Consider the following 16,266-nt stretch of genomic DNA (forward strand, 5'->3'; position numbering starts at 1 on the left):
GCGGGGGTTACTCCGCTGGCCCGGGAGGGGCGGGGGTTACTCCGCTGGCCCGGGAGACGGGGGTTGCTCCGCTGACCCAGGAGAGGCGGGGCTTACTCCGCTGACCCGGGAGGCGGGGCGGCGGGGGCGCTTTAGTCGCGTTCCAGGATTGCCGTCACCCCCTGGCCGCCCGCCGCGCAGATCGAGATCAGTCCGCGCCCGGGCGTGCCCCGCTCGGCGAGCAGCTTCGCCAGGGTGGCGACGATGCGCGCGCCCGTGGCGGCGAAGGGGTGCCCCGTGGCGAGCGAGGAGCCGGCGACGTTGAGCCGGTCCCGGTCCACGACGCCCAGGCCCCGCTTCTCCCACGCGGCCAGCGTGGCGAGCACCTGCGAGGCGAACGCCTCGTGGATCTCGACGAAGTCGAAGTCCGCGAGCCCGAGCCCCGCCCGCTCCAGCATCCGCGGCACGGCGTACGCGGGTGCCATCAGGAGCCCGTCCTCGCCCCCGGCGACATCGCCCCCGACGAAGTCGACCGCGGCAGTCTCGTACGCGGTGAGGTAGGCCTGCGGCTCAAGGCCGCGCGCCCCGGCCCACTCCTCGCTCGCGAGCAGCGCGACGGCGGCCCCGTCGGTCAAGGGCGTCGAATTCCCGGCCGTCATAGTCGGGTTGGCCCCCTCCACCCCGAACACCGGCTTCAGCTTCGCCAGCTTCTCGACGCTCGACCCGGGACGCAGATTCTGGTCCCGCTCAAGCCCCCTGAACGGCACGACGAGCCCGTCCAGGAGCCCCCTGTCGTACGCGGCGGCGAGCCGCTGATGGCTGGTGGCGGCCAGTTCGTCCTGTGCCTCGCGCGTGACGCCCCACGCCTGGGCGGTCACGGCGGCATGCTCCCCCATCGAAAGCCCGGTGCGGGGCTCCGCGTTGCGCGGGATGTCGGGCACGAGATGCGAGGGCCGTACGCGGGCGAGCGCCTTGACCCGCTCCCCCGCCGACTTGGCGCGGCGCGCGGACAGGAGGATCTTCCGCAGGGAGTCGTTGACGCCGAGCGGGGCGTCACTCGCGGTGTCCGCGCCGCCCGCAACGGCGGACTCCGTCTGCCCCAGCATGATCTTGTTGGCGGCAGCGACGACGGCTTGCAGCCCGGTGCCGCAGGCCTGCTGGATGTCGTACGCGGGTGTGGTCGGCGCGAGGCGCGACCCGAGGACGGTCTCGCGGGCGAGGTTGAAGTCCCGGCTGTGCTTGAGCACGGCGCCGGCGACGAACTCCCCCACGGCGCCGTCCCCCTCAAGCCCGTAGCGCTCGACGAGCCCGTCGACGGCGGCGGTCAGCATCTCTTGATTCGACGCGGTCGCGTACGGGCCGTCGGAGCGCGCGAAGGGGATGCGGCTGCCGCCGATGACCGCCACGCGGCGGGTGGTGGGCAGTTTCATGTCTCGACCAGCTCCTGACCCTTGAGTAACCTTACTCTGAAGTAAATTTACGACCGAGCTGGGAGTTGGACAATGGCCGACCGCTATCTGAACTTCACGGGCACCGCACCCGGCCGCTTCCTCACCCGGAGGCTCGGCCTGCCCCAGCCGTCGGCGCTGCACCGCTGGACACCGGAACGCCCGCAGCTGGAGGGCGACTTGCTGTTCCTGACGGCGGGCGAGTCCACCCACGCGGCGGACCTGCCGCCGGTCCTGGAGCGCACGAACCTGCGCGTAACATCCCGTTCCCCCCGCCCCACGGCGATCGTGGTGGACGCAACGGGCATACGCGACACCTCCGACCTCGCCCTCGTGCACGCTGCGCTGCATCCCGTGGTGCGGTCGGTGGCGGAGAACGGCCGCGTGGTGGTGCTCGGCGCGTCCGTCTCGGCGTCGGGCCAGGGGGCGGACCAGGCGTCGGACCAGGCGTCGGACCAAGTGCCGGTCCACCACCAGGCGGCGGCGCAACAGGCGTTGGAGGGCTTCGTACGTTCCCTCGGCAAGGAGCTGGGCAAGGGCCGCACGGCGACGCTGGTCCGCATGCGCTCGGCGGCCGCCGCGGAGTCGACGCTGCGTTTCCTGCTCTCACCGAGGTCGGCGTACGTGAGCGGCCAGGTGATCGAGACCGGGTGGTCTGAAGGGGAGCGGCCCGATCTCGAGTGGGACCGGCCCCTTGCCGGCCGCACGGCGCTCGTCACCGGGGCGGCGCGGGGGATCGGCGAGGCGGTGGCGGAGGTGCTGGCGCGGGACGGGGCGCGGGTGGTCGTACTCGATGTGCCGTCCGTACAGGCGGACTTGGTACGGGTCGCGGACCGGCTCGGCGGTACGGCGCTGCCGCTGGACATCACGGCGGACGACGCCGGGGAGCGCATGGCCTCGGCGCTGGCCCCCGGCGGCCTGGACATCCTCGTGCACAACGCGGGGATCACGAGGGACCGCAAGCTGGCCAATATGCCGGCGGACCGCTGGAACCCGGTCCTGGACGTGAACCTGACGAGCGTGCTGCGTACGACGGACGCGTTGCTCAAGTCCGGGACGCTGAACCGGGGTGGGAGCGTCGTCGCCACGGCGTCGATCGCGGGGATCGCGGGGAACGTCGGCCAGACGAACTACGCCGCGAGCAAGGCGGGGATCATCGGTCTGGTGCGGGCTCTGGCGCCGAAGGCTCTCGCGGAGTACGGGGTGAGTGTGAACGCGGTGGCGCCCGGGTTCATCGAGACGAAGATGACGGCGGCGGTTCCTCTCTTCATCCGCGAGGCGGGGCGTCGCATGAATTCCCTTGGCCAGGGGGGCCTGCCGGTGGACGTCGCGGAGACCACGGCGTGGCTCGCCTGCCCTGCTTCGACCGCCGTCAACGGCCAGGTGATCCGGGTCTGCGGGCAGAGCCTTCTCGGCGCGTAGCGCCTTCCCTGGCCACCGGCCCGATGCCCCGCAGCGTCACCCCACCGAACAAGCCTCTCCCACCCACCCGATTGCCCCGCAGCGGACGGTGACGAGCAAACAGACCAGCAGCACCGCCCCGCCCCCAACCCCGAAAGGACCCCATGCTCGCCCCCCTTCTCCTCCGTGGCGCGCTTCTCTCCCCCCTTAAGCGGCCCCGTGCCGACGCGCCCCTTCCCTCCTCGCGGCCGAACCTCAGTGGCATACGGCCCAGCAGTGAGCGTCTCGATGCCTACTCTCGGATCTGTGGGTTTCGCACCGGCCCTCACGCTCTTCCCCTCACCTACCCCCACGTCCTCAGCTTTCCGCTGGCCATGCGGCTCATGTCCGCCCGTGGTTTTCCGCTTCCGCTGCTCGGGCTCGTTCATACGTCCATCGAGATCGATCAGCAGCGTGCCCTGACCACCGCCGATGCACTCGAACTCTCCGTACACGCGACCCAGTTGAGCCCGCACCACCGCGGGACCGAAGCCACCCTCGTCACCGAGGCCCGCGTCGGTGGAAGCATCGTGTGGACGTCCAGCAGCACCTATCTGGCCCGCCACCGCACCGACACCAGCGCCCCCGCCAAGGCCCCCGCCGAAAACGCCCCGCTCCCCGCCCTCGCCGAGTGGTCCCTCCCTCGCGACCTCGGCCGCCGCTACGGCGCCGTCTCAGGTGACCGCAACCCCATCCACCTGTACCCCCTGACCGCACGCGCCCTCGGCTTCCCCCGGGCCATCGCCCACGGCATGTGGACCGTGGCCCGCTGCCTCGCGGAGTACGGCACGCCCGAATCCGCCCACGTACAGGTCGACTTCAAGGCGCCCGCACTACTCCCCGGCACAGTCACCTACGCGGCCGACGGCGCGGACTTCCAACTCCGGGGCACCGGCGACCACTCCCACAAGACCCACCTCACCGGGACCGCCAACCTCCGCTAGGCGCCGCACCGCTACGGCACCCAGCGCCGCCCCTCCATCAGCTCCCCGAGCCCCGCCCACGCGAAGTTCATCAGCGTCGCCGCGGCTTCCTTCGCGGACACCGAAGCGTCCCCGTTCGCCCATCCGGCGAGCGACTCCGCCGCCCCCACCAACGCCTGTGCGAGGCCCGCTACTTCACGCTCCGCCAGCTCCGGCTTGCGGTGCGCCTCCCGTGCCGCCTCCGCGATCAGTGACGTCACGAACGCCACGATCTCCTCGCGCATCACGGTGACCTCGGCGGCGAACGGCTCGCCCTGCGTGCGCGCCTGGTGATGCAGGACCACCCACGCGTCGGGCCGCTCCGCGGTATGCGTGAAGAAGGCCCGCAGCCCGGCCCACAGCTGCCGGTCGGCGGGCCCGCCCCCGCTCACCCCGTCCCGCACCGCCGCGACCAACGCCGCGGCCTCCCGCCGGATGCACGCGGTGAACAGCTCTTCCTTGGAGTTCAGATACAGGTACACCAGCGGCTTCGAGACCCCCGCCACTTCCGCGATCTCGTCCATGGACGCCGCCCGGTACCCCCGCTGCCCGAAGATCCGCACGGCCGCGTCCAGCATCTGCTGCTCGCGCACGGCCCTCGGCATCCGCTTCTGCCGCTTCCCCACCGCGCTCCCCGTGCTCCCGCCCTCTGCAGGATCCGCGCCCCCACCGGCCGCCCCGGCCTTCTTCTCGCCCACCCCGGCGCCCACCTTCCACACAACTTGTGCACAGAAGGGCCAGCCTACGGTCAGCCCCCGAGCGGCCCCGCACCCCGTGGCGCCACATGACACCACTTGATGCCACGTGGCACCACCAAGCGTCCCGTACGACCCCTCACCTCCGACCTGGCGCCACAATGACCCAACCCAACCCTCCGAGTTTCCGCAGGTCAGAGCCACACCCGTCAAGCGACTCGCCCATCCGTCCCACTCGCGGCGCCATTACAGTTGCGCGTGGCGCCATGATGGTGCCATGATGACGTCATGGACCTCACGCCGTATGTCGACACCCTCCGCCGTGAACTCGCGGTGGCCGCCGAGGCCGGCGGGGAAGAAGCCCGCGAGCTTGCCGACCGCCTCACCGCTCCCCTGGAGTCGGCGACCCGGCTGACCATGCTGAACGTGCTCTCGGCCGCGATGGACGAGATCACCCGCGAGCTCGCCCCCGGCTCCGTCGACGTACGGCTGCGAGGTCTCGACCCCGACTTCGTGGTGACGCTGCCGCCCACCGACAGCGACACCCCCGCGGAGTCGGCCGCCCCCTACGAACCGCTCAAGGCACAGGCGCCCGCGGAAGGCGACGACGGCAGCACCGCCCGCGTCAACCTGCGCCTGCCCGCCCACCTCAAGGTCCGCGCAGAGGAGGCAGCCGGCCGCGAGGGACTCTCGGTCAACGCCTGGCTGATCCGCGCCGTCTCGGCCGCGGTCGACGGCGACGCCCGGCCGCGTACGGCACAGAAATCCCGCACGACCGGACAGAGCATCACGGGCTGGGTGCGCTAGCCACGCCCCCGCTCCCTCTCCGTACCTCCCAGCACCTCCCAGCACCTCCCACCACTTCACTCACACCACGTCCCACCAGCGGGGACGCCCCAGAGACCCAAGAGGACGGGACAGCCATGCCTTCTTTCGACACTCCCGAACCGATCTCGACCACGGCACACGTGGGCGCCGGCTCCATCCAGTTCACCGCGAGCGACCGATCCGACACCACCGTCGAGGTCAAGCCGCAGGACCCGAAGCGGGACAAGGACGTACGGGCCGCCGAGCAGACCGAGGTCACGTACGCGAGCGGCGTCCTGACCATCAAGACGAAGGAGCGCCGCATCATCGGCCCTTCGGGCGCCGTCGACGTGACGGTCGACCTGCCCACGGGCTCGCAGGTCGAGGTGGGCGGCTCCTGGACCCAGGTGTACGGCGAGGGCCGGCTCGGCGAGGTCCGCGTGAAGGCCTCGGTCGGTGACGTCCGCCTCGACACGACCGGGCCGCTCCAACTGACCGTCTCCCACGGCTCGATCACCGTCGATCGGGTCGAGGGCTCCGCCGAGATCGCCACCAGCTCCGGCAGCATGCGCATCGGACTCGTCGACGGCCCCGCCGTACTGAAGAACTCGCACGGCAGCACGACCATCGGCGCCGCGACCGGCGACCTGCGGGTGAGTGGCGCCAATGGTGACATCGACATCCTGCGCGCCGAGAGCTCGGTCACCGCCACCAACGCGCACGGCATCCTCCGCGTCGGCGAAGCCGTCCGTGGAGAGATCCAGTTGGAGACCAACCACGGCGCCATCGAGGTCGGCATCCGCGAGGGCACGGCTGCCTGGCTCGACGTCACCTCCGACAGGGGACAGGTGCGCAACACGCTCACCGCGTCAAAGAGCCCGGAGGAGTCCGAGGACACCGTCAAGATCCGTGCCCGCACGAAGCACGGCAACATCGGCATCCACCGCGCCCGCCCCTGACAAGCAGCGCACCCCCGAAACGCACCCCGCAGCCTCACCCCAGGCAGGCACCACACCCCGCCGCACCCACCTCAGCCCTCGATCGGGAGGACCCCATGCCTTCATCTGTCATGTCCACGTCCAGCCAGAACAACGGCAATCCGCCCCCGGCCGCCGTCTCCGCCGCCGGGCTGCGCAAGTCCTACGGCGACAAGACGGTCCTCGACGGCATCGATCTCCGCATTCCCGCCGGATCGGTGTTCGCGCTGCTCGGCCCGAACGGTGCGGGCAAGACCACCGCCGTGAAGATCCTCTCCACCCTCATCACCGCCGACGGCGGACAGGCCCAGGTCGCGGGCCACGACATCGCCACGTCACCGGACGGGGTGCGCGCCGCGATCGGTGTCACCGGCCAGTTCTCCGCGGTCGACGGCCTGATCACCGGCGAGGAGAACATGCTCCTCATGGCCGACCTGCACCACCTCCCCAAGAGCGAGGGACGCCGGGTCGCCGCCGAACTCCTCGCCCGCTTCGACCTGGTGGACGCGGCGAAGAAGCCCGCCTCCACCTACTCCGGCGGCATGAAACGCCGCCTGGACATCGCCATGACCCTGGTCGGCAACCCGCGCATCATCTTCCTCGACGAACCCACCACCGGACTCGACCCCCGCTCCCGCCACAACATGTGGGCCATCATCCGCGAACTCGTCACCGGCGGCGTCACCGTCTTCCTCACCACCCAATACCTCGAAGAAGCCGACGAACTCGCCGATCGCATCGCCGTGTTGAACAACGGCAAGATCGCCGCCGAAGGCACCTCCGAAGAACTCAAACGACTCATCCCCGGCGGCCACGTACGCCTGCGGTTCACCGACCCCGACGCCTACAAGGCAGCCGCCTCCGCCCTCCACGAGTCCACTCGCGACGACGAGGCCCTCTCGCTGTCCATCCCGAGCGACGGCAGCCAGCGCGAACTGCGCTCCCTCCTCGACTGGCTGGACGCGGCCGATGTCGAGGCCGATGAGCTCACCGTCCACACCCCCGACCTCGACGACGTCTTCTTCGCCCTGACCGGCCCCGCCGACATCCCCGCGCAGCACGCTCAGTCCAAGGAGAACGCCCGATGAGCTCCCTCGCCCCCGCCATGCGCGACTCGTCCACGATGCTGCGCCGCAACCTCCTGCACGCCCGGCGCTACCCGTCCATGACCCTGCAGCTCCTGCTCACGCCGATCATGCTGCTGCTGCTCTTCGTCTACCTCTTCGGTGACGTGATGAGCGCGGGCATCGGCGGAGGCGGCGCGGACCGCTCCGAGTACATCGCCTACATCGTGCCGGGCATCCTGCTGATGACCATCGGCGGCGCCGTGGTCGGGACCGCGGTGTCCGTCTCCATGGACATGTCCGAGGGCATCATCGCCCGCTTCCGCACCATGGCCATCCACCGCGGGTCCGTGCTCATCGGGCACGTCGTCGGCAGCGTCCTTCAGTCAGTCCTGAGCGTGGTCTTCGTGGGCACCGTCGGTGTAGCCATCGGCTTCCGCTCCACCGACGCCACCGTCCTGGAGTGGCTGGCCGCCTTCGGCCTGCTCGTGCTCTTCTCCCTGGCGCTCACCTGGATCGCGGTCGGCATGGGCCTGGTCAGCCCGAACGCCGAGGCCGCCAGCAACAACGCGATGCCGCTGATCCTGCTGCCGCTGTTCTCCAGCGCCTTCGTCCCCGTCGACTCCATGCCCGGCTGGTTCCAGCCGATCGCCGAGTACCAGCCCTTCACCCCCACCATCGAGACCCTGCGCGGCCTGCTCCTCGGCACCGAGATCGGCCACAACGGCTGGATCACCCTCGCCTGGTGCCTGGCACTCTCCGCGCTCGGCTACGTCTGGTCGAAGGCGGTCTTCGAACGCGACCCGAAGTGACCGACCGGCCCCTGTACTCCTCGCACCACAGACGTGCCCCCGCACTCAGCCACTGCTGAGCACGGGGGCACGCTCGCCACGAGCGGGGGGACGTCAGGCGGCGACAGGCACCGGCTGCCGCTCGTCGGCGGGCTCGTCGAACTCATCGAGCGGCGAAGCCGACGCGTTCTCGTAGGCATCACGGTCGAGGATCTTCTCGCGGGCGGCGACGATCACCGGGATGGCTGCCTGGCCCGCCACGTTGGTGGCCGTGCGCATCATGTCCAGGACCGGGTCGATGGCGAGAAGCAGGCCCACGCCCTCCATCGGCAGGCCCAGCGTCGACAGGGTCAGGGTCAGCATGACCGTGGCGCCCGTCAGACCGGCCGTGGCCGCGGAACCGACCACCGAGACGAAGGCGATGAGCAGGTATTCCTTGATGCCCATCTGCACGTCGAAGATCTGCGCGACGAAGATCGCGGCGATCGCCGGGTAGATCGCGGCGCAACCGTCCATCTTGGTGGTGGCGCCGAACGGCACCGCGAAGGACGTGTACTCCTTCGGCACGCCGAGGCGCTCGGTGACCTTCTGGGTGACCGGCATCGTGCCGACCGAGGAGCGCGAGACGAAGGCCAGCTGGATCGCGGGCCAGGCGCCCTTGAAGAACTGGAGCGGGTTGACCTTGGCGACCGTGGAGAGCAGCAGCGGGTAGACGCCGAACATCACCAGGGCGCAGCCGACGTAGATGTCGGCGGTGAACGTCGCGTACTTGCTGATCAGGTCCCAGCCGTAGTCGGCGATGGCGAAGCCGATGAGGCCGATGGTGCCGATCGGCGAGAGCTTGATGACCCACCACAGGGCCTTCTGGAGCAGCGCGAGCACGGACTCGCTGAGGTCCAGGATCGGCTGCGCCTTGTCACCGATCTTCAGTACGGCGATACCGGCGACGGCGGCCATGAAGACGATCTGCAGGACGTTGAGCTCGGTGAACGGCGTGATGACGTCCGTCGGGATGATCCCGGTGAGGAAGTCGATCCAGGAGCCCGAGGTCTCCGGCTTGGCGCCGTCCTTCGGGGTCAGGCCGGTGCCGGCGCCCGGGTTCGTGATGAGCCCGATCGCGAGGCCGATGACGACCGCGATCAGCGACGTGATCATGAACCAGACCAGCGTCTGCGAGGCGAGCCGCGCCGCGTTGTTGACCTTGCGCAGGTTGGTGATCGACACCAGGATCGCGAAGAAGACGAGCGGGGCGACCGCCAGCTTCAGGAGCCCGATGAAGGTGCTTCCGACCTTGTCCAGGGTGGTGACGAGCCAGGACACGTCCTGGCTGCGGGCCAGCCAGCCGAGCAGGACACCGAGGACCAGGCCGCCGAGGATCTGGGCCCAGAACGGCAGCTTGAGGAATCTGGGTATCCGGGAGCCTGACTTCGGCTGCTCGGCCTTGTCGGCCGTGGATACGGGGGAGTTCGCGGACACGGACACACTCCGGGTAATGGCGGGGGGACGTGAGGGAGCGGCGACCGCGAGGGGTCAGACGGAACGGCCTTGAGGGCGCCGCTGCAGTGCAGATGTCATTCGGTGCTTGTCGTCGCGCGGTGTTCAGAGTGGCTCAGCGCGAACTCAGAGACGGCGACGACAGGCCGCGGACATGCAGCGGCAGAGATCGACATGCAGGCGCGCCACGAGCGGAACGCTCATGGCGATGCGGTGCGCGGCTGCTGTCTTCATGTCGAACACGTTAACACTTGAACTTTGAGAACATCAAAGGTCTTGTTTGAGGTAGACGAGGCCAATCACAGGCCGAGGCGCCCCGGGACATCAAGAAACCCGGCCCGGAACACGAGAAACCCGGCCCGGGACGCAAGAAACCCCGGCCCGGAGCGTGGGCTCCAGTACCGGGGTCGAGGTCTGTGTGACGAACCTTACGACTTCGCGCGGGCGGAGTCGTCGGCGAGGTCCTCCATCGTGCGGTTCGCCTCAAGGTTGGCCTTGGTGCGCTCCACGCGCTCGACGACCTGGACCGACGCCCGGTCCCGCTCCTTGCGCAGCACGACGAAGCTGATGGGCGCGGAGATGACGAGGGCGAGCAGCAGGACCCAGAGGAGGTTGGAGTCCCCGAGCCCCTTGGGCAGGGCACCGACGTAGACAAGTCCCCAGACCGCGAAAAAGCAGCCCACGAAGACCCCGAGGCGCATCAGCGTGTAGCGGAGCATGTCAATCCACTCTTCCGTTCCGAAATAGCCCGAGTAGGACGAGCCACTCCAGTGAAGCATGGGAGGGGTCGCGCCCGGCAAGGGGGTGAGCGTCCCCGCGAACGGTCAGCCGAGCGGGAGGAGCATCGTGATGTCGTCGCGGTCGTCGCCGGGGGCGACGCGGATCGCGCCGGGCACCCGTCCGACCTCCTTGTATCCGCAGGACTCGTAGAACCGGTCGACTCCCGTGCCGCCCCGGCAGGTCAGCCGGATCGCCTCGATGCCGTCGAGCCCGCGGGCGGCGTCGGCGGCGGCCGCCATGAGGTCGCGCCCGTACCCCTTGCCCTGGTGCTTGGGGTGCACCATCACCACGTACAGCCAGATCCAGTGCTTCATCAGGCGGTGCGTGTTGTACGCGAGGAAGGCGGTCGCGGCGACGGCGCCGTCCTCGTCGTACCCGACGAGGAGCCGGGTGTCTCCCTGGCTCAGCTGGGTCAGGCGCATGAGCCACTCGGGCCGGATGTCGTCGACCGTCACGGGCGGTACGAATCCGACGGCTCCGCCGGCGTTGGACACGTCGACCCAGAGGGCGAGGACGCCGTCACGGAGGGCGGGATCGATCTCCGGGTCGAGCCGGAAGGTAAGTGTCATAGAGCGAGATTAACTATTACCTGGTTCTCTCCTCAAGCGCGTTCCGCATCGCGGACAGCCCAGAGAACGCAGAGAACGCAGACAACGCGACGAGCCCCGGCCGAAGCGGCCGGGGCTCGTCATCCGTACGGAAGGGCGTCAGACCCGCATCGCCTGCGGGGTCTCACGGAGCGACAGGTCGGGACCGTCGTACTCGCGGATCGACTCATAGCGCGTGTTCCGCTCGACCGGGCGGAAGCCCGCCTCGCGGATGAGGTCGAGCAGGTCGTCACGCGTCAGCTTGTTCGGCGTGCCGAAGTTGTCCGCGTCGTGCGTGATCTTGTACTCGACGACCGAGCCGTCCATGTCGTCCGCGCCGTGCTGGAGCGCGAGCTGCGTCGTCTGCAGGCCGTGCATGACCCAGAAGACCTTGACGTGCGGGACGTTGTCGAAGAGGAGACGCGAGACCGCGAAGGTCTTCAGGGCCTCGGCGCCCGACGCCATGGTCGTGCGCGCCTGGAGGCGGTTCCTGACCTTGCCGTCCTTCATGTCCACGAAGTCGTGCTGGTAGCGCAGCGGGATGAAGACCTGGAACCCGCCGGTCTCGTCCTGGAGTTCACGCAGGCGCAGCACGTGGTCGACCCGGTGCCGGGGCTCCTCGATGTGGCCGTACAGCATCGTGCACGGGGTCTTGAGACCCTTCTCGTGCGCGAGGCGGTGGATGCGCGACCAGTCCTCCCAGTGGGTGCGGTGGTCCACGATGTGCTGGCGGACCTCCCAGTCGAAGATCTCCGCGCCGCCACCGGTCAGCGACTCCAGGCCCGCCTCGATCAGCTCGTCGAGGATGTCGGAGGCCGACATCCCCGAGATCGTCTCGAAGTGGTGGATCTCCGTGGCCGTGAACGCCTTCAGGGACACGTCCGGGAGCGCCTTCTTGAGCTCGCTCAGCGAACGCGGGTAGTAGCGCCACGGCAGATTGGGGTGCAGGCCGTTGACGATGTGCAGCTCGGTGAGGTTCTCGCCCTCCATCGCCTTGGCGAGGCGGACGGCCTCCTCGATGCGCATCGTGTACGCGTCCTTCTCGCCCGGCTTGCGCTGGAACGAGCAGTACGCGCACGAGGCGGTGCACACGTTCGTCATGTTGAGGTGGCGGTTGACGTTGAAGTGCACGACGTCGCCGTTCTTGCGCGTGCGCACCTCGTGGGCGAGGCCGCCGAGCCAGGCCAGGTCGTCCGACTCGTAGAGCGCGATGCCGTCCTCGCGGGACAGCCGCTCGCCGTCCCGGACCTTCTGCTCCAGATCGCGCTTGAGACCTGCGTCCATGCCCTCGCCCTTACCTCTCCCTACGACCCACCACAAACCTCAGCCAACCGTACGCCCCGGAGGTCACTCCTCCTCCGGCAGCTCCCCGACGCGGTTCTCCCACTTCGTGGAGAGCACGATCGTCGTACGCGTCCTGGAGACGCCCTTCGTGCCGCTCAGCCTGCGGATCGTCTTCTCCAGGCCGTCCACGTCAGTGGCCCGGATCTTGAGCATGTACGAGTCGTCGCCCGCGATGAACCAGCAGTCCTCGATCTCGTGCAGGTCCTTCAGGCGCCGCGCCACGTCCTCGTGGTCGGCGGCGTCCGAGAGGGAGATGCCGATGAGGGCGATGACGCCCAGGCCGAGCGAGGCGGAGTCGACGGTCGCGCGGTAGCCGGTGATGACGCCCGCCGCCTCCAGGCGGTTGATCCGGTCCGTGACGCTCGGGCCGGAGAGGCCGACGAGCCGGCCGAGTTCGGCGTACGAGGCCCTGCCGTTCTCGCGCAAAGCCTGGATGAGCTGCCTGTCCACGGCGTCCATAGGTGCGATGCCTTTCATTATTCAGCGATACCGCGAGTCTATGTGTAGAATCTAAGGCGCAACAGGGTTGAACCCCTGTGAATCTTTTGGAATCTCCGCCGATCGGCGAGGATTCTTCAAACAACACTTCGCAAACAACGCGTCGTGCCCACCACACAGCAGGAGTGAGACACACCGTGTACTCGATCGAGATGGCCTACGCCCGGATGCGCGAGCTGCAGGACCTGGCCGACCGCTCGCGTGCCCACAAGCCCACCGCGCCCAAGGCCGAGCGCCGCACGAAGCGCGCCGCCAAGAAGCGCTAGTCCCCCGAAGGGGCCGAGCCTCCACCGAGCTCTCCCTTCCAGCGGCGGTACAGCTGGTGCGGCACCCCCGCCGCGTCGAGCGTCCGCCCGGCGACGAAGTCCACCAGATCCTGGATGTGCGTCGCCCCCGCGTAGAACGCCGGGGAGGCGGGCAGCACGATCGCGCCCGCCTCGTCCAGCGTCACCAAGTGCTTCAGCGTCTGTCCGTTCAGCGGCGTCTCGCGCACACAGACGACAAGTCGCCTGCCTTCCTTGAGCGTCACGCTCGCCGACCGCTGCAGCAGATCCTTCGAGAGCCCCAGCGCCACCCCGGCCACACAGGCCGTGGACGCGGGCACGATCAGCATCCCCTTGGTCGCGTACGACCCCGACGAAGGCCCGGCGGCCAGGTCCCCGGCCGCCCAGTAGCGCACGTCGTCCACCGGCACGTCGAACGTCGCCGGCTTGCCGTCGGCGCCTCGGCCGAGCCACTCCCGCAGGTCCTCCTGCCAGTGCGCGTCCCTAAAGGCGATGCCCGTCTCGTCGAGGATCGTCAGCCGCGAGGCCCGCGAGACCACCAGGTCGACGCTCTCCCCGGCCGCGAGCAGCGCCCGCAGCACTGCGGCGGCATACGGGGTCCCCGAGGCCCCCGACACCCCCACGATCCAAGGCTTACGCTGCGTATCTCCTGGCTTCACACCGTGAGCCTAGACGGTCAGTCCGCGCACCAGCAGATCGAGGAGCGCGCAGACGAAGAGCGCTATGCCGATGAAGCCGTTGACCTGGAAGAAGGCGCGGTTCAGCCGCGTGAGGTCGTGCGGCTTCACGATCGAGTGCTCGTACACGAAGGCACCGGCGACCACCGCGAGCCCCAGCCAGAAGAAGACACCCGCGCCGGTGTCCGCGGCGTACCAGACGAACAGCGCCGTGGTCACCAGGTGGCAGCCGCGCGCGCCCCAGATGGCGGCCGGGATGCCGAACCGCGCGGGCACCGACCTCACGCCGACCTCGCGGTCGGTCTCCACGTCCTGGCAGGCGTAGATCAGGTCGAAGCCGCCGATCCAGACGCCGACCGCGAGCCCGAGGATGACCGCCTGCCCCGACCACTCGCCGGTGACCGCGATCCACGCGCCGACCGGGCCCATCGCCTGGGCGATGCCGAGGATCGCCTGCGGGAAGTTCGTGAACCGCTTGCCGTAGGGGTAGACCACCATCGGAATCACCGCGACCGGCGCCAGCGCCAGGCACAGCGGGTTGAGCAGGGCGGCGGCGCCGAGGAACACGACGAGCGCGATCAGCGCCCCGGTCCAGGCGGACTTCACCGACACCGCGCCCGTGACGAGCTCGCGGTGGGCGGTCCTCGGGTTACGGGCGTCGATCTCCCGGTCGATGATGCGGTTCGCTGCCATGGCGAACGTCCGCAGGCCGACCATGCAGATCGTGACCAGGAGCAGCCGCCCCCAGTGGATGTTCTCGTCCAGCTGGAACATCGCGGTCAGTGCGGCGATGTAGGCGAAGGGCAGGGCGAACACCGAGTGCTCGATCATGACCAGGCGCAGGAACGCCTTGACCTTGCCGGGCGGTGCGGGCTCGGGCCCGAAGAGTTCCGGGGTCGCTGAATCAGCACTCATCTTTAGAGCCCGTACTCCTTCCAGCGGCGGTCGACCTTCGACGCCGTCTCCGGGTCGGACTCGACCATCTCCGGCCAGCCCCCGTCCCGGGTGTAGCCCTCTTCGGGCAGCTTCTTCGTCGCGTCGATGCCCGCCTTGCCGCCCCAGAACTGCTGGTAGGAGGCGTGGTCGAGATGGTCGACGGGACCTTCGGCCACCGTCAGGTCGCGCGCGTAGTCGGTGTTGCCGAGCGCGCGCCAGGACACTTCGTGCAGGTCATGGACGTCGCAATCCTTGTCCACGACCACGATCAGTTTGGTCAGCGACATCATGTGCGCGCCCCAGATGGCGTGCATGACCTTCTGCGCGTGCTTCGGGTACTTCTTGTCGATCGAGACGATCGCGCAGTTGTGGAAGCCGCCGGACTCCGGCAGGTGGTAGTCCACGATGTCCGGGACGATCACCTTGAGGAGGGGGAGGAAGAACCTCTCCGTGGCGCGGCCGAGCGGGCCGTCCTCCGTCGGCGGGCGGCCGACCACGATCGACTGGAGCAGCGGACGCTTCCGCATCGTCACGCAGTCGATCTTCAGCGCCGGGAAGTCCTCCTGCGGCGTGTAGAAACCGGTGTGATCACCGAACGGACCCTCGGGGAGCATCTCGCCGGGCTCCAGCCAGCCCTCGATGACGACCTCGGCGTGCGCCGGGACCTGGAGCGGGACCGTCTTGCAGTCGACCATCTCCACGCGCTTGCCCTGGATGAACCCGGCCAGCATGTACTCGTCCATGTCGCCGGGCAGCGGCGCGGTGGAGGCGTACGTGACGGCGGGCGGGCAGCCGAAGGCGATCGCGACCGGAAGCTTCTCGCCCCTGCGGGCGGCCACCTGGTAGTGGTTGCGGCTGTCCTTGTGGATCTGCCAGTGCATGCCGATGGTGCGCTTGTCGTGGCGCTGCAGGCGGTACAGACCGAGGTTGCGGACGCCGGTGTCCGGGTCCTTGGTGTGGGTCAGGCCGAGGTTGAAGAAGGAGCCGCCGTCCTCGGGCCAGGTGAAGAGCGCGGGCAGCTGCTCCAGGTCGACGTCGTCGCCGGTGAGCACGACCTCCTGCACGGGCGCGTTGTCGGACTTCACCTTCTTCGGCGGCACGTGCGTCATCGCCCCGAGCTTCCCGAAGGCCTCGCGGACGCCGACGAAGCCCTGCGGCAGCTCCGGCTTGAGGAGGCCGCCGATCTTGTCGCTGATCTCTGCGTACGACTTCAGGCCGAGCGCCTTCAACAGGCGCCGGTCCGTCCCGTACACGTTCATCGCGAGGGGCATCGCCGAGCCGCGCACGTTCTCGAAGAGGAGCGCGGGGCCGCCGGCCTTCTGGACGCGGTCGGTGATCTCGCCGACCTCCAGATACGGATCGACCTCGGCCTTGATGCGCTTGAGATCGCCCTCGCGCTCCAGTGCACGGAGCAGGGAGCGAAGATCGTCATAAGCCATGCGTCCCAGTATCGGCCACCGGCTACCCTGGCCCGGACAGCGGGGCCTGCACGCCGCCCCTCCT

Annotated in this window: 17 protein-coding genes; 7 read left to right on the forward strand and 10 right to left on the reverse strand. The window is 69.3% G+C overall.

What is annotated here, in order from left to right:
- Window positions 1-131: 131 nt before the first annotated feature.
- On the reverse strand, window positions 132-1,409 hold the full coding sequence (locus ACZ5U5_RS20700) for an acetyl-CoA C-acetyltransferase (protein ID WP_469023542.1): 1,278 nt from the start codon (window positions 1,407-1,409) through the stop codon (window positions 132-134).
- 72 nt (window positions 1,410-1,481) lie between these two features.
- Between ACZ5U5_RS20700 and ACZ5U5_RS20705 the strand changes: the two genes are divergently transcribed.
- Both ACZ5U5_RS20705 and ACZ5U5_RS20710 read left to right on the forward strand, forming a co-directional pair.
- A complete protein-coding gene (locus ACZ5U5_RS20705; RefSeq protein WP_469023544.1) occupies window positions 1,482-2,849 on the forward strand; it encodes a 3-oxoacyl-ACP reductase in 1,368 nt (455 codons plus the stop codon).
- Window positions 2,850-2,992: 143 nt separating this feature from the next.
- Entirely contained in the window at window positions 2,993-3,811 is an 819-nt protein-coding gene (locus ACZ5U5_RS20710; protein ID WP_469023547.1) for a MaoC family dehydratase, read from the forward strand.
- A gap of 11 nt (window positions 3,812-3,822) precedes the next feature.
- Here ACZ5U5_RS20710 and ACZ5U5_RS20715 read toward each other — a convergent pair whose 3' ends face one another.
- Window positions 3,823-4,434 carry a TetR/AcrR family transcriptional regulator gene (locus ACZ5U5_RS20715; protein WP_363212888.1) on the reverse strand — a complete coding sequence of 204 codons (612 nt, stop codon included), beginning with the start codon at window positions 4,432-4,434 and terminating at the stop codon, window positions 3,823-3,825.
- A 378-nt stretch (window positions 4,435-4,812) separates the two neighbouring features.
- On the opposite strand from ACZ5U5_RS20715, the gene ACZ5U5_RS20720 reads away from it, so the two are divergent.
- The 4 genes from ACZ5U5_RS20720 (at window position 4,813) to ACZ5U5_RS20735 (ending at window position 8,184) form a co-directional block, all read left to right on the forward strand.
- Window positions 4,813-5,331, forward strand: a complete 519-nt coding sequence (locus tag ACZ5U5_RS20720; protein WP_469023549.1) for a hypothetical protein — start codon at window positions 4,813-4,815, stop codon at window positions 5,329-5,331.
- A gap of 116 nt (window positions 5,332-5,447) precedes the next feature.
- Window positions 5,448-6,290: a DUF4097 family beta strand repeat-containing protein gene (locus ACZ5U5_RS20725; RefSeq protein ID WP_469023552.1), complete on the forward strand. Its 843-nt coding sequence runs from the start codon at window positions 5,448-5,450 to the stop codon at window positions 6,288-6,290.
- A gap of 95 nt (window positions 6,291-6,385) precedes the next feature.
- Window positions 6,386-7,396 carry an ATP-binding cassette domain-containing protein gene (locus ACZ5U5_RS20730; protein WP_469023554.1) on the forward strand — a complete coding sequence of 337 codons (1,011 nt, stop codon included), beginning with the start codon at window positions 6,386-6,388 and terminating at the stop codon, window positions 7,394-7,396.
- The gene (locus ACZ5U5_RS20735) at window positions 7,393-8,184 is read left to right on the forward strand and encodes an ABC transporter permease (RefSeq protein ID WP_469023557.1); all 792 of its coding nucleotides are present in this window, start codon (window positions 7,393-7,395) and stop codon (window positions 8,182-8,184) included. The genes ACZ5U5_RS20730 and ACZ5U5_RS20735 overlap by 4 nt, the downstream gene beginning before the upstream one ends.
- A gap of 93 nt (window positions 8,185-8,277) precedes the next feature.
- On the opposite strand, the gene ACZ5U5_RS20740 is transcribed toward ACZ5U5_RS20735, so the two are convergent.
- From ACZ5U5_RS20740 to ACZ5U5_RS20760, 5 genes are all read right to left on the reverse strand, one after another.
- Window positions 8,278-9,639: a dicarboxylate/amino acid:cation symporter gene (locus tag ACZ5U5_RS20740; protein ID WP_469023560.1), complete on the reverse strand. Its 1,362-nt coding sequence runs from the start codon at window positions 9,637-9,639 to the stop codon at window positions 8,278-8,280.
- Between the two features lie 446 nt (window positions 9,640-10,085).
- On the reverse strand, window positions 10,086-10,376 hold the full coding sequence (locus ACZ5U5_RS20745) for a DUF4229 domain-containing protein (RefSeq protein ID WP_469023564.1): 291 nt from the start codon (window positions 10,374-10,376) through the stop codon (window positions 10,086-10,088).
- A 105-nt stretch (window positions 10,377-10,481) separates the two neighbouring features.
- Entirely contained in the window at window positions 10,482-11,006 is a 525-nt protein-coding gene (locus ACZ5U5_RS20750) for a GNAT family N-acetyltransferase (RefSeq protein WP_469023567.1), read from the reverse strand.
- Window positions 11,007-11,144: 138 nt separating this feature from the next.
- Entirely contained in the window at window positions 11,145-12,308 is a 1,164-nt protein-coding gene (gene mqnE, locus ACZ5U5_RS20755) for an aminofutalosine synthase MqnE (RefSeq protein WP_451219731.1), read from the reverse strand.
- A gap of 63 nt (window positions 12,309-12,371) precedes the next feature.
- Window positions 12,372-12,827 carry an Lrp/AsnC family transcriptional regulator gene (locus tag ACZ5U5_RS20760; RefSeq protein ID WP_365828967.1) on the reverse strand — a complete coding sequence of 152 codons (456 nt, stop codon included), beginning with the start codon at window positions 12,825-12,827 and terminating at the stop codon, window positions 12,372-12,374.
- A gap of 164 nt (window positions 12,828-12,991) precedes the next feature.
- On the opposite strand from ACZ5U5_RS20760, the gene ACZ5U5_RS20765 reads away from it, so the two are divergent.
- Window positions 12,992-13,132 carry a hypothetical protein gene (locus ACZ5U5_RS20765; protein WP_469023571.1) on the forward strand — a complete coding sequence of 47 codons (141 nt, stop codon included), beginning with the start codon at window positions 12,992-12,994 and terminating at the stop codon, window positions 13,130-13,132.
- Here the strand turns inward: ACZ5U5_RS20765 and ACZ5U5_RS20770 are convergent.
- From ACZ5U5_RS20770 to ACZ5U5_RS20780, 3 genes are read right to left on the reverse strand one after another with little or no spacing between them, the layout of a single operon-like run.
- Window positions 13,129-13,809, reverse strand: a complete 681-nt coding sequence (locus ACZ5U5_RS20770; RefSeq protein WP_363212831.1) for a UbiX family flavin prenyltransferase — start codon at window positions 13,807-13,809, stop codon at window positions 13,129-13,131. The genes ACZ5U5_RS20765 and ACZ5U5_RS20770 overlap by 4 nt on opposite strands.
- A gap of 9 nt (window positions 13,810-13,818) precedes the next feature.
- Entirely contained in the window at window positions 13,819-14,742 is a 924-nt protein-coding gene (gene mqnP / locus ACZ5U5_RS20775; RefSeq protein ID WP_469023574.1) for a menaquinone biosynthesis prenyltransferase MqnP, read from the reverse strand.
- A gap of 2 nt (window positions 14,743-14,744) precedes the next feature.
- The gene (locus ACZ5U5_RS20780) at window positions 14,745-16,202 is read right to left on the reverse strand and encodes a menaquinone biosynthesis decarboxylase (protein WP_469023576.1); all 1,458 of its coding nucleotides are present in this window, start codon (window positions 16,200-16,202) and stop codon (window positions 14,745-14,747) included.
- Window positions 16,203-16,266 lie beyond the last annotated feature (64 nt).

The sequence above is a fragment of the Streptomyces sp. NPDC033177 genome (assembly GCF_055577715.1).